We start from the raw sequence: 12,438 nt of genomic DNA, 5'->3' as shown, positions 1-12,438 counted from the left end.
TGGGGCCGTGCGTTACGGCATCCTCGGCACCACCCAGGCCCACACCGGCGACGGCCGGCCCGCCGCCCTCGGCGGCGCCCGGCTGCGCGCCCTGCTCGCCGCGCTCGCCCTCCACCCGGGGCGCGTCCGCACCGCCGAGGCGCTGATCGGCGAGGTCTGGGGCGACGAGCCGCCCGCCGACGCGGCGGGCGCGCTGCAGGCCCTCGTGGGCCGGCTCCGGCGGGCCGTGGGGCACGACGCCGTGGCCTCGGCGGCCGGCGGCTACCGGCTCTGCGCCGAGCCCGGGGACGTCGACCTGTACCGCTTCCAGCAGCTCGCCGACGAGGGGGCGCGGGCCCTGGCCGACGGCGACCCCGCCAAGGCCGCCGGCCTGCTCGGCGCCGGCCTCGCGCTGTGGCGCGGGCCCGTCCTCGCCGACCTCCCGGGCCGGGCGGCCCTCGCCGTCCGCTACGAGGCGCGCCACCTGGACGCCCGCCGTACGCAGCTGTCCGCCGCGGTCGCCCTCGGCCGGTCGGAACAGATCCTTCCGGAGCTCTCCGCGCTGTGCGAGGCGCATCCGCTCGACGAGCCCCTGCACGCCGTGCGCCTGCGCGCCCTGCGGGCGGCGGGGCGCCCCGCGGAGGCGCTCGCCGCGTACGCGGACATCGCCAGCGACCTGGCCGGCCGCCTGGGCACGGACCCGGGCCCGGAACTCCGCGCCCTCCACGCAGAGCTCCTGAACCCGGAGCGGGGCATACGACCTGGCACCCGGCGCGGCGCCGCACCGCCACAGGGCACGCCGCCCGGCGCCCGGCACCCGTTCCCCGCCCCGAACGGCGCCGCACCGCCGCAGGGCTCGCCCTACGCACCCGCCGGGCTCGCGCCGGACGGCTCTGCCGATTCCCAGGACGCGCCCTACCCGGCGGACCGCCCCGCCGCGCACGGCACCGCCGGGACTGCGCAGGGCACACCGCGCCATCTCCCCGGATCCGCGCCGGGCGGCACCCCGGACCACCCCCAGGGCACGCCCGGCCCGCTCCCCGGCCCTGCCACGCACGGCACCCCGGCACCGCACAACGGAGCCGCGCCGGACAACACCGTGGCGCCACATGGCCGGCCGTACCCGTCCGCCGCACCGACCGCCGACGGCCCCGCGCCGCCGCACAGCACGCCCTACCCGCCCGGCGCCCCCGCCGCGCACGGCACCGCAACCCCGCACAACGGAGCCGCGCCGGACAGTTCCGTGGCGCCTGACCGGTCGTACCCGCCCACCACGCCGGCCCCGGGCGGCACCACGTCGCCGCACAACCCGCCCGCCTATCCGCCCGGCGCCCCCACCGCGCACGGCACCGTGGCGCAGCAGGGCCACCCGTACCCGCCCGCCGCCCCGGCGGCCGGCGGCACCGTGCTGTCGCCCGGGCACGGCCATGACGCCCACGGCGCTCCCGTCCCGCCCCACGCCGGAGGCGGCACCGGCACCACGCCCCCGCCCGGCAACCTCCGTGTCCGGCTGACCTCCTTCGTCGGGCGGGAGGACGACATCGCGTCCATCGGCGGCGACCTGCACGCGCACCGCCTGGTCACGCTCCTCGGCCCCGGCGGGGCCGGGAAGACCCGTCTGTCGCTGGAGGCCGCCGAGGCCGCCGCCGCGAACGGCGGCGGGTGGGCCGACGGCGTGTGGTTCGCCGAGCTCGCGCCCGTCGACGATCCGGCCACCGTGCCCGAGGCGGTGCTGACCGCGCTCGGCGGCCGCGAGACCGTGGTGCGGACCACCGCCGACGGGCTGCGGGCCGCCGGCGACGCCACCGCGACGGACCCGCTGGCGCGGCTGGCCGAGCACTGCGCACCGCGCCGCATGCTGCTCGTCCTCGACAACTGCGAGCACGTGGTCGACGCCGCGGCCCGCCTCGCCGAGACGCTCCTGGCCCACTGCCCGGGCGTCACCGTGCTCGCCACCAGCCGCGAGCCCCTCGGCGTGCCCGGCGAGGCGGTGCGGCCGGTGGAGCCGCTGCCCGACACCGTCGCGCTGCGGCTGCTGGCCGACCGCGGCGCCGCGGCCCGCCCCGGCTTCCGCATCGAGGACGACCCGGAGGCGTGTGCCGAGATCTGCCGCCGCCTGGACGGGCTGCCGCTGGCCATCGAGCTCGCCGCCGCCCGGCTGCGGCTGCTCGGCCCGCGCACCCTGGCCGACCGCCTGGACGACCGCTTCCGGCTGCTGACCTCCGGCAGCCGCACCGTCCTGCCGCGCCAGCAGACGCTGCGCGCCGTCGTGGACTGGTCGTGGGACCTGCTCGACGGCCCCGAGCGGGCCGTGCTGCGCCGCCTGTCGGTCTTCTCCGGCGGCTGTGACCTGGCGGCGGCCGAAGCGGTGTGCTCCGACGGCCCGGACGTGGCCGCCGCGCATGCCGCCGACGCCGTCGGGGCCCGCGACGTCGCCGCCCTGCTCGGCTCGCTCGTCGACAAATCCCTCGTGGTGGCCGAGCCCGCGGCGGGCGGCGAGATGCGCTACCGGCTGCTGGAGACCGTCGGGGAGTACGCCGCCGAGCGGCTGGACGAGGCGGGCGAGCGGGCGGGCGCCGAGCACCGCCACCTGCTGGCCTACCGCGAGCTGGCCCGCACCGCGGACCCCCTGCTGCGCGGCCCCGCGCAGGGCTTCTGGCTGGAGCAGCTGGAGCTGGAGCACGACAACCTGCGCACGGCCCTGCGGCACGCCGTCGCGGCGCGGGACGAGCAGGAGGCGCTGTGCCTGGTGCTGTCCCTCGGCTGGTTCTGGCAGCTCAGGGAGCACCGCGCGGACGCCTCGCACTGGGCGGAGGCGGTGGGCGCGCTGGGCCCCGACCCGTTCGCCGGGCCGGTCGCCCCGGTCCCGCCGCTGTACGTCTCCTGCACGGAGCAGCCGCCGCCGATGACGCCCGAGGTGCTGGCGGAGGCGCGGCGCGGGGTCCACCTGACGCGGCTGGTCAGCATCACGGACATGGCGCTGGTCCAGTCGCCGGAGATGCAGAGCAGACTGCGCACCATCGCCGCGGCCTACGCCGACGGGCCGCCGCAGACCTGCCGCGTGCCGGGCTACATCGTCTTCTTCGCCATCCTCATGACCGGCGATTTCGAGACGCTCTACCGGACCTTGGACGCGATCGTCACGCGCTGCCGCGAGCTGGGGTACACGTGGGAGCTCGGCCACGCGCTGCAGCTGCGCTCCAAGATATTCAACGACCACCCCGGCGGGCTGGACCAGGCCACCGCAGACGCGCAGGAGAGCGTGGAGGTCTTCCGGCGGCTCGGGGACTCCTGGGGCGTGGCCGAGGGGCTGACGGGCCTGGGCGAGGCGCACGAGCGGCGCGGGCAGTTCGACCTGGCGGCCGAGGCCTACCGGGAGGCCGTCGAGCAGGTCCGTGAGCTCGGCTCGACCGGGCAGCTGCCGGCGCTGCGCGCCCGGCTGGCCGGGGCCCTGGTCGAGGCGGGGACGGTCGGCGACGAGGAGGGCGAGCAGATGCTCCGCGACGCCATCGCGGAAGCCGAGCAGGGCAATACGGATGCCGCGGTCTTCGGCAGGCTGCAGCTCGGCGTGCGGATCGCCCGCACCGGGCGCACGGCCGAGGCCCGGGAGATCTTCGAGGAGCTGGTGACGGACTTCGGCATCCGCTCGGTGGTGATGTTCGAGGCCCTGATGTGCGGTCAGATGGCCTGGCTGGACACACTGGAGGGCCGCCCGGCGGACGCCTTGCCGAGGCTGCGGAAGGCCCTGGCGATGGCCGACGACCCGCTGTCGACGCTTGCGGTGCCGCAGCTGCCGATGACACACCTGGTATTCGCCGCCTTCGCCCACGCCGAGCTGGCCGGCGGGCCGTCCGGCGAGGAGCACGCGCTGCGCGCGGCCCGGCTGCTCGGCGCGGCCGAGGGCCTGCGCCCGGCCGACTTCCCGGTGGCGTCGGTGGAACGCGAGGTGTACGAGCGCACGGGGGCCGGAGCGCGGGAGGCGCTCGGCGACGCCGCGTACGAGCGCGCGTACGCCGAGGGCGGCGGCCTCACTCTGAAGGAGGCCACCGCCCTCGTATGACGCGGACACCGGCCCGGCTCAGGTCTTCTTGCGGAACTTCGAGACGGCCAGCGGTGCGGTCACGAGCGTGATGGCGGCGGCCCAGGCCAGCGTCATCCACAGCGAGTGGGCCACGGGGCCGCCCCGCAGCAGGTGGCGTACGGCGTCGGCGAGGTTGGACAGCGGGTTGTACTTCGTGAAGGCCTCCAGCCAGCCCGGCATGTTGGCCGTCGGCGCGAAGATCGAGCTGCCGAACTGCAGCGGCATCAGGACGATCATCGCCATGCCCTGGACGGCCTGTGCCGTCTTCATGGTGAGCCCCAGCAGGATGAAGATCCACATCAGGGAGGCGCCGAAGACCATGGCCAGGGCGACCGCGGCCAGCAGGTGCAGCGGGGAGGTGCTGACGGAGAAGCCGAGCGCGAAGCCCATGCCCAGCAGGATGGTCGTGGCGACGAGCATCCGGCCGACCTCGACCACGATCTTCGCGACGAGGACGGAGGACCGGGCTATCGGCATGGTGCGGAAGCGGTCCATCACCCCCTTCTTGAAGTCGTCGTTGACGCCGACGCCGACGGCCATCGCGATGTTCATGCCCTGCATGGCCATCAGGCCGGGCACCAGGTAGTTGAGGTACTCCTGCTCGTGGCCCTTGCCGGCCATCGAGCCGCCGAAGACGTAGGTGAAGAGCAGGATGAAGATGATCGGCATGATCACGGCGTCGAACATCGACTCCGGGTCCGCCTTGATCTGCAGGGCGTTGCGCCGCGCGAGGGCGCCGATGTGCCGCAGGTTGGCCCGCAGGCCGATGCGGCCCTCGCGGGCGGGCGCCGCCGCCGCGGGCGCGCTGACCGTAGCCGCGCTCATGCGGCGACCTCCTGGAGTGCGTCGGTGTCGGTGTCGGCGCCGTCCTGCTGCGGGGCGGACGCCTTCTGGCCGGTGACGGCGAGGAAGACCTCGTCGAGGCTCGGCAGGTGGGTGGAGATGCCGGAGATCGCGAAGCCGCGCGAGCCCAGCAGGCCGACCACGGCGGTCAGCTGCTCGTCGCTGATGATCGGGACGTTGACCGTGCCCTCGGCCTCGTCGGCGGTGGCGCCGGCGATCCCGTCGAGCCGGGCCTGGGCCAGCGCGCCGACCATGCGGGGCACCTCGGCGCGGTCCGCAGGACGGATCTGCAGGGTGCGCCCGCCGACCTTCGCCTTCAGCTCGTCGACCCGGCCGCCCGCGATGACCTGGCCGCGGTCGATGACCGTGAGCTCGTGGGCGAGCTGCTCGGCCTCCTCCATGTACTGCGTGGTGAGCAGGACGGTGGCGCCCTCGGAGACCATCCGCCGGACCTCCTCCCACACCTCGTTGCGGGTGCGGGGGTCGAGACCGGTGGTGGGCTCGTCCAGATAGAGCACGGACGGCTGGCCGATCATGGAAGCGGCGAGGTCGAGCCGGCGGCGCATACCGCCGGAGTACTGCCCGGCGGGGCGCTTGGCGGCCTCGGTGAGGGAGAAGCGCTCCAGCATCTCCTCGCCGCGGCGGCGGGCCTCCTTGCGGGAGAGATCCAGCAGCCGGCCGATCATGTACAGGTTCTCGAAGCCGGACAGCTTCTCGTCCACCGAGGCGTACTGGCCGGTCAGGCCGATCACGCGGCGCAGCTGGCGAGGCTGGGCCACCACGTCGTACCCCCCGACGCGGGCGGTGCCGGCGTCCGGCCGGAGCAGCGTGGACAGGCAGCGCACGAGGGTGGTCTTGCCGGCGCCGTTGGGCCCGAGCACGCCGAGGACGGTGCCCTCGCGCACGTCCAGATCGATGCCGTCGAGCGCCTTGGTGGCGCCGAAGTGCTTGACGAGGCCACGGACTTCTACGGCGTTCCCGCCGCTGCCCGCCCCCCGTGAGGTGTCGTTTCGCGTCATGCCCACCACGGTGCCAGGTGCCACTGACAATCCGCCTACAGGTCACCGACAGCTTGCTGTCGGTGACCTGTAGGCGGCAGGCGTCTTGCCAACGGAACCGCCCGCCCTCAGGCAGCCCGCCGACCCACGAGAGCCGCGGCAACCTCCCGCCGCGACGGCGCGCAACCCGCGCGGCGGCTACCGGCGGCACCGGACCGGCCCACAGCCGGGCTCGGCACCGCCGAACAGCACCATGGGAGCTGAGCACCGCCGCGGCGGAAGGAAGGCGCGGCACAACCCAATGCCCGCGGCGGAAGGAAAGCGCGGCGCAGCCCCGCCGCGGGCATTACTCGCCACCACGGCGGAGAAAAAGACCCGCCGCAACGGCGCGCAACCCACGCGGCGGAGCCCGGCGGCGCCGGACCGGCCCACAGCCGGGCTCGGCACCGCCGAACAGCACCATCGAGGCTGAGCACCGCCGCGGCGGAAGGAAGGCGCGGCGAGCCCGGCAGGCACCCCGCGCCGCGATGGCGACGGGGCCCCACGCCTAGTGGAAGGCGTGCTCCTCGGCCGGGTACGCGCCGTCCACCACATCCTCGGCGAAAGCCCGTGCCGCATCGCCGAGAACGTCCCGCAGCTGTGCGTACTGCTTGACGAAGCGCGGTACGCGGCCGGACGTCATGCCGGCCATGTCCGTCCACACGAGGACCTGCGCGTCGCACTGCGAGCCCGCGCCGATGCCGACCGTCGGGATGTGCAGGGTGCGGGTGACCTCGGCGGCCAGTTCGGCCGGGACGAGCTCCAGGACGACGGAGAAGGCGCCCGCGTCCTGCACGGCCTTGGCGTCGCGCAGCAGCTGCTGCGCGGCCTCCTCGCCGCGGCCCTGGACCGTGTAGCCGCCGAAGGCGTTGACGGACTGGGGGGTGAGGCCGATGTGGGCCATCACCGGGATGCCGGCCTCGACCAGCAGCTTGATCTGCTCGGCGGACCGCTCGCCGCCCTCCAGCTTGACCGCGCCCGCGCCCGTCTCCTTGATCAGCCGCGTGGCACTGCGCAGCGCCTGGACCGGGCCTTCCTGGTAGGAGCCGAACGGCAGGTCGGCGACGATCATGGCGCGCTTGGTGCCGCGGACGACCGCGGCGGAGAGGACGGCGATCTCGTCCATGGTGACGGGCACGGTGGACTCGTAGCCGAGGTGGCAGTTGCCCATCGAGTCGCCGACGAGCAGGACGGGGATGCCGGCCTCGTCGAAGACGGAGGCGGTCATCGCGTCGTACGCGGTGAGCATGGGCCACTTCTCGCCGCGCGCCTTGGCGGCGGCGATGTCGCGGACGGTGATGCGCCGGGAGCCCTTGCCTCCGTACAGCGCCTTGGGGTCGCGGCTGCTGTCGGGGCTGTTCGGGACATGCGTCGTCGTCATGGCGGTGCTCCTGTTGATGTGTCGTCTCGAGGCGCCCTGACGGCGTCCCCGGATCACCTCCATGCTGACACGCCCGCTCCGGGCAGGGAAGGGACCCCCACGCACACCTGTTCGTCGGACCGGAGTAAAGGTTTTCCAATACGAGACGGGTTCGTATCGGAAAAGATCTAGGCTGGCGGGCATGACCCCCGATCCCTCCGGCGCCCCGGGCGCCGCACCGCACCGCAAGGTCCCGGAAGCGGTGCACCGCAGACGCTGGGCGATCCTGGCGGTGCTGCTGTTCAGCCTGCTCATCGTCGTGCTGGACAACTCGATCCTGAACGTGGCGATGAAGACGATCGCCACCCCCGCTCCCACCGGCCTCGGCGCCACCCAGAGCCAGCTGGAGTGGGCCATCAACTCCTACACGCTGGTCTTCGCCGGGATACTGTTCACGGCCGGCCTGCTGGGCGACCGGCTGGGCCGCAAGAAGGTCCTGCTCTTCGGCATGGTCGTCTTCGGCGCCGGCTCCGTGCTCTCCGCCTTCTCCGGTTCGCCCACCGAGCTCATCGCCTTCCGCGCGGTCATGGGCTTCGGCGGCGCGTTCGTGATGCCCGCGACCCTCGCGATCATCGTGAACGTCTTCGAGCGCGAGGAGCAGCCCAAGGCCATCGGCATCTGGGCGGGCGCCGTGGGCCTCGCCGTGGCCATAGGGCCGATCACCGGCGGCGTCCTGCTCGACCACTTCTGGTGGGGTTCGGTCTTCCTGGTGAACGTGCCCATCGTGATCACCGCCCTGATCGCGATGTCCGTGCTCGTCCCCGACTCCAAGGACCCGCGGCCGGGCCGCCTCGACCCGGTCGGCGTGGTGCTCTCCGTCGTGGGCCTGGTCCTGCTGGTCTACGGCATCATCAAGGGCGGCCAGCTGGCCGACTTCACCGACCCCGAGGTCTTCGGCACGGCCGGCGGCGGCCTGCTCGTCCTGGCCCTCTTCGTCCTGCACGAGCGGCGCTCGGACCACCCCTCGCTCGACGTGCGCTGGTTCCGCAACCCTGCTTTCTCCGCCGCCGTCTCCTCCATCGCGCTGGTCTTCTTCGCGCTGATGGGCGTCACGTTCATGACCGTCTTCTACACGCAGAGCGTGCGCGGCTTCACCCCGCTGCAGAGCGGGCTGCTGATGCTGCCGCTCGCGGCCGCCCACATGTTCTTCGCCGTGCGCGTCCGCCGCGTCGTCGAGAAGCTCGGCGTGCGCATCGTGTGCACGGGCGGCATGGTGATGGTCGCGGCGACCATGGCCGGTTTCCTGCTGCTGGACCGGGACACCCCGGTCTGGGTGCTGGAGGTGCTGCTGTTCTTCCAGGGCGCCTCGATGGCGCACATCATGCCGCCCGCCACCGTCTCGATCATGCAGTCGCTGCCGCGCGACAAGGCCGGCTCGGGCTCCGCCGTGAACAACACCTTCCGGCAGGTCGGCGGCGCGCTCGGCATCGCCGTGCTCGGCTCCGTCCTGTCCACCGCCTACCGCGACGGCATCTCCGCCCGGCTCGACGCCCTCCCCGGCCTGACGGACGAGGCACGGCACGCGGCGGGCGAGTCCGTCGAGGCCACCCTGACCGCCGCCGCGAAGCTCGGCCCGGAGGGCAGGGCGCTCGTGGGGCCCGCCCACGACGCCTTCGTCCACGCCATGCACGTCACCGTCCTCGGCGCCAGCGCCTCGGCCCTGGTCGGCGCGGTGGTCGTCGCGCTCTTCCTGCCCAGGCGCGCGGCCGCCCGCAAGGAGCCCGGCGCGGCGCGCCCGGACGGCCAGAAGGAACAGGCGGGAGCCGGCGCATGACCCTCCCCGAAGCGGCCACCACGCCTGAGGCGGCCACCACGTCCGAAGCGGCCGCTCCCGAGCGCCGCGGCCGGCCCCGTAACGCCGCCCTCGACACCGCCGTCGTCGAGACCGTCCTGGGCCTGCTCGAAGAGGGCGTGACCCTCGGCGAGCTGTCGATGGAGCGCATCGCGCGCGAGGCGGGCGTCGGCAAGGCCACGGTCTACCGCCGCTGGCCCGGCAAGGAGGCGCTGATGCTCGACGTCATGCGCTCCCTGGAGCACGCCGCCCCCGAGCTCGCCGGGGAGTCCGTACGGGACGACCTGGTGACGCTGCTGGAGACGCTGCGCCGGCGCGGGCTGGCCAAGCGCTCCTCCGCCGTCCTGCGCACGGTCCTCGCCCAGGTCAAGGCCCATCCCGAGCTCTGGCAGGAGTACCACGACAAGGTCGTCAGGGCCCGCCGCGAGGCGGTCCACGCCGTCCTGCGGCGCGGCATGGCCACCGGCGAGATCCGCTCCGACCTGGACGTCGAGCTGATGGGCGATCTCATCGTCAGCCCCATGCTGTCGCGGGCCATGTTCCACGAGCGGGCGGAGCTGCCGGAGGACCTCCCGGGGAAGATCGTCGACACGGTCCTGGAGGGCGTGCGCCCCCGCTGACCGCCGCGCCGCGCCCCTCCCCGCCCCGGAATCCAGCGAATATGCCCGTTGTGTCACAGCACGCCCCGAGAGGCCCCTCGCCCGGAACCTCCCTCCGCCGGGCCGTCGTCCTTCCCACCGACACCCCCTCCAGGGGTGCCACGCCAGAAGCGGAAGCGGCGCATGCCGCACCCACCGGATGATCACCTATCGTCTGGTGGGCGGGGCCGCAGCGGATGAAGAGTTGAGGACGACGGATGGCGCAGGCGTACATGCAGGAGACGGGCCGAGACGGATCCGGTCCGGAGGGGACCGGATCCGGGGCCCGGCGCCTCATGGACCGGTGGCGGGACCGCGACGTCTGGCGGCGCGGCTTGGTGCTCGCCGCCCTCGCGGTCCTGCTCGGCCTGCTGATGCTCCTGCACACCCAGCTGCCCAACCGGGTCGGCAACCTCGGCAGCCTGACGGAGACCTTCCTGCCCTGGCTGGGCCTGGGTATCCCCGTCCTGCTCGTCCTGGCGCTCGTGCGCCGCTCGGCGACCGCGCTGATCGCGCTGCTGCTCCCCGTGGTCACCTGGGTGAACCTCTTCGGCGGCCTGCTCAGCGACAAGACCGGCAAGGGCGGCAACTTCACGGTGGCCACCCACAACGTGAACGCCGAGAACCCCGACCCCGCCGCCACCGCCCGGGCCGTGGCCGCCTCCGGGGCGGACGTGGTGGCCCTGGAGGAGCTCACCAACGCCTCGCGCTACGAGAAGGCGCTGGCGGGCTCGTACAAGTACCACTCCGTGCAGGGCACGGTCGGCATATGGAGCAAGTACCCCCTGGAGCTGGTCCAGCCCGTCGACATCCGGCTCGGCTGGGTGCGCGCCCTGCGCGCCACCGTCCGCACCCCCCAGGGCCCCGTCGCCGTCTACGTCGCCCACATGCCGTCGGTGCGCGTGAAGTTCAACGCGGGCTTCACCGCCGGGCAGCGCGACCGCAGCGCCGAGGCGCTCGGCCGGGCGATCGCGCAGGAGCCCGAGAGGCGCGTCGTCCTCCTCGGTGACCTCAACGGCACCATGAACGACCGCTCGCTGGCCCCGATCACCTCCCAGCTGCGCTCCGCCCAGGGCGCCGCGGGCGACGGCTTCGGCTTCAGCTGGCCGGCGAGCTTCCCCATGGCCCGCATCGACCAGATCATGGTGCGCGGCATGGACCCGGTCTCGGCGTGGACGCTGCCGGCGACGAAGAGCGACCACCTGCCGATCGCGGCCCGCGTCAAGATCTGAGCTTCCCCCTCCCGTCCCCCCGGCCGGGGAGCGGCTACCTCATGAGCCACTCCCTGGCCAGCAGCATGACCTCCTGACGGCTGCGGCCCCCGTGGTCGGCGGCGATGAAGCGGGTGCCGATCCGCGACGAGAAGGTGAGCAGGGCGCGCACCTCGACCTCGTCCTCGTCGGCGCAGAACGCGCGGTACAGCGAGCGCAGGTAGTCCATGCGCCGGTTGTCGACCCGCCGGAGCCGCTCCGCGACGGCCTCGTCCCGCCGGGCCCAGTCGCGGACCGCGAGCTCGGCCGCCACGCTGATCACCGACCCGTCGGAGGCGGCCGCGACGATCGCGAACAGCCGCGCCAGCCGCGCCCGGGCGTCTCCCCCGCCGCCCTCGGCCTGCTCGATCACCGCCTCCGTGACCTCGCGCTCCCAGGTGTCGAGCATCTCCGCGAGCAGCGCGTCCCGGTTGCGGAAGTAGCCGTAGAAGCCACCCTTGCTGACGCCGAGCGCCTGCGCCAGCGGCTCGATCCGGACGGCCTCGGGGCCGCCCGCCGCGAGCGCCCGCAGCCCCTCCTCGATCCACTTCTCTCGGGGCGTGCGAATGGCGCCCATGACTGTGTCTCCCCTCACGCGACCCCCGTCTATACGGCACCGTATAAACGGGTCTACCTTCGATCTATACGGCATCGTATAGATCGTATGGATGGGGGAACGGCCATGAGGCTGCCGAGCACCGCACACACCTCCCGACCCTGGCGGATCCACGAGATCGCGCACGACTTCCGCCTGGAGGACGTCTGGGCCCTGCCGACCCCGGGCGGCCCGGACGACCTCGCGCACCTGGTGAAGCAGGTCTCGACCGGGCAGGGGGCCTACGTCGACACCCGCGTGGGGCGCACGCTCTTCGCGCTCCGCTGGAAGCTCGGAGCGCTGTTCGGCTGGGACAAGCCCGGCACCGGCGTGGGCGAGCGGGAGGCCGGGCTGCGGGACCGGCTGCCCGCAGACCTCCGCGAGGGCCCCCGCGGACCCGACTTCCGCAAGTTCACCTCCGTCTACCAGACGCACGACGAGTGGGCGGCCGAGATGTCCAACGAGACCTGCCGGGGGGTGATGCACCTCGGCTGGGTCCCGGACGGGAACGGGGGCTACCACGCCCAGATGGCGGTCCTGGTGAAGCCGAACGGCCTGTTCGGCGCCGTGTACATGGCGGGCATCAAGGCCTTCCGGTACGTGGGGGTGTATCCGGCGCTGCTCCGGATGATCGGACGCGAGTGGGAGGCGAACGCCGGCGAGAGGAACGCGGCCGGAGGCGGCGGGACCGGACGCGGCGAGGCCTGACGCAACGGGGCCTGAGGAGCGCGGCCGGTCGCGGCGGGGCCATCCCGTAGGCTGGACGGCTTGCCCCGCACGCCCGTCCGAAAGGCCCCCTCCTC

9 protein-coding genes are annotated in these 12,438 nt (G+C 74.0%); 5 read left to right on the top strand and 4 right to left on the bottom strand.

What is annotated here, in order from left to right:
• Positions 1–7 precede the first annotated feature (7 nt).
• Positions 8–4,039 (top strand): AfsR/SARP family transcriptional regulator, encoded by a 4,032-nt coding sequence (locus tag IE241_RS08450; protein WP_190020974.1) that lies wholly within the window; start codon positions 8–10, stop codon positions 4,037–4,039.
• A gap of 18 nt (positions 4,040–4,057) precedes the next feature.
• Here the strand turns inward: IE241_RS08450 and IE241_RS08445 are convergent, their stop codons facing one another.
• From IE241_RS08445 to panB, 3 genes are all read right to left on the bottom strand, one after another.
• A complete protein-coding gene (locus IE241_RS08445) occupies positions 4,058–4,885 on the bottom strand; it encodes an ABC transporter permease (RefSeq protein WP_190020973.1) in 828 nt (275 codons plus the stop codon).
• Complete coding sequence (locus tag IE241_RS08440; RefSeq protein WP_190020972.1) at positions 4,882–5,922, bottom strand: ATP-binding cassette domain-containing protein; 1,041 nt, start codon at positions 5,920–5,922, stop codon at positions 4,882–4,884. The genes IE241_RS08445 and IE241_RS08440 overlap by 4 nt, the downstream gene beginning before the upstream one ends.
• 526 nt (positions 5,923–6,448) lie before the next feature.
• Complete coding sequence (gene panB, locus IE241_RS08435) at positions 6,449–7,321, bottom strand: 3-methyl-2-oxobutanoate hydroxymethyltransferase (protein ID WP_190020971.1); 873 nt, start codon at positions 7,319–7,321, stop codon at positions 6,449–6,451.
• A 181-nt stretch (positions 7,322–7,502) separates the two neighbouring features.
• Here panB and IE241_RS08430 point away from each other — a divergent pair, with 181 nt between their 5' ends.
• From IE241_RS08430 to IE241_RS08420, 3 genes are all read left to right on the top strand, one after another.
• Positions 7,503–9,134, top strand: a complete 1,632-nt coding sequence (locus IE241_RS08430; RefSeq protein ID WP_190020970.1) for an MFS transporter — start codon at positions 7,503–7,505, stop codon at positions 9,132–9,134.
• Positions 9,131–9,772: a TetR/AcrR family transcriptional regulator gene (locus IE241_RS34600; protein ID WP_190020969.1), complete on the top strand. Its 642-nt coding sequence runs from the start codon at positions 9,131–9,133 to the stop codon at positions 9,770–9,772. The genes IE241_RS08430 and IE241_RS34600 overlap by 4 nt, the downstream gene beginning before the upstream one ends.
• 314 nt (positions 9,773–10,086) lie before the next feature.
• Positions 10,087–11,022, top strand: a complete 936-nt coding sequence (locus IE241_RS08420) for an endonuclease/exonuclease/phosphatase family protein (RefSeq protein WP_373300621.1) — start codon at positions 10,087–10,089, stop codon at positions 11,020–11,022.
• Between the two features lie 34 nt (positions 11,023–11,056).
• On the opposite strand, the gene IE241_RS08415 is transcribed toward IE241_RS08420, so the two are convergent.
• A complete protein-coding gene (locus IE241_RS08415) occupies positions 11,057–11,617 on the bottom strand; it encodes a TetR/AcrR family transcriptional regulator (protein WP_190020967.1) in 561 nt (186 codons plus the stop codon).
• 105 nt (positions 11,618–11,722) lie between these two features.
• On the opposite strand from IE241_RS08415, the gene IE241_RS08410 reads away from it, so the two are divergent.
• A complete protein-coding gene (locus IE241_RS08410; protein ID WP_190020966.1) occupies positions 11,723–12,343 on the top strand; it encodes a DUF2867 domain-containing protein in 621 nt (206 codons plus the stop codon).
• Positions 12,344–12,438: the final 95 nt, after the last annotated feature.

It is taken from the genome of Streptomyces hiroshimensis, assembly GCF_014650335.1.
In the GTDB taxonomy this organism is placed as follows: Bacteria; Actinomycetota; Actinomycetes; order Streptomycetales; family Streptomycetaceae; genus Streptomyces; species Streptomyces hiroshimensis.
This window is presented reverse-complemented; position numbering and strand designations above follow the sequence as displayed.

Excerpts from the sequence above, each read along its gene's own strand:
- IE241_RS08440 (WP_190020972.1), bottom strand. The coding sequence starts at position 5,922 with ATGACGCGAAACGACACCTCACGGGGGGCGGGCAGCGGCGGGAACGCC.
- IE241_RS08430 (WP_190020970.1), top strand. The coding sequence starts at position 7,503 with ATGACCCCCGATCCCTCCGGCGCCCCGGGCGCCGCACCGCACCGCAAG.
- IE241_RS34600 (WP_190020969.1), top strand. The coding sequence starts at position 9,131 with ATGACCCTCCCCGAAGCGGCCACCACGCCTGAGGCGGCCACCACGTCC.
- IE241_RS08445 (WP_190020973.1), bottom strand. The coding sequence starts at position 4,885 with ATGAGCGCGGCTACGGTCAGCGCGCCCGCGGCGGCGGCGCCCGCCCGC.
- IE241_RS08415 (WP_190020967.1), bottom strand. The coding sequence starts at position 11,617 with ATGGGCGCCATTCGCACGCCCCGAGAGAAGTGGATCGAGGAGGGGCTG.
- IE241_RS08420 (WP_373300621.1), top strand. The coding sequence starts at position 10,087 with ATGGACCGGTGGCGGGACCGCGACGTCTGGCGGCGCGGCTTGGTGCTC.
- IE241_RS08410 (WP_190020966.1), top strand. The coding sequence starts at position 11,723 with ATGAGGCTGCCGAGCACCGCACACACCTCCCGACCCTGGCGGATCCAC.
- panB (WP_190020971.1), bottom strand. The coding sequence starts at position 7,321 with ATGACGACGACGCATGTCCCGAACAGCCCCGACAGCAGCCGCGACCCC.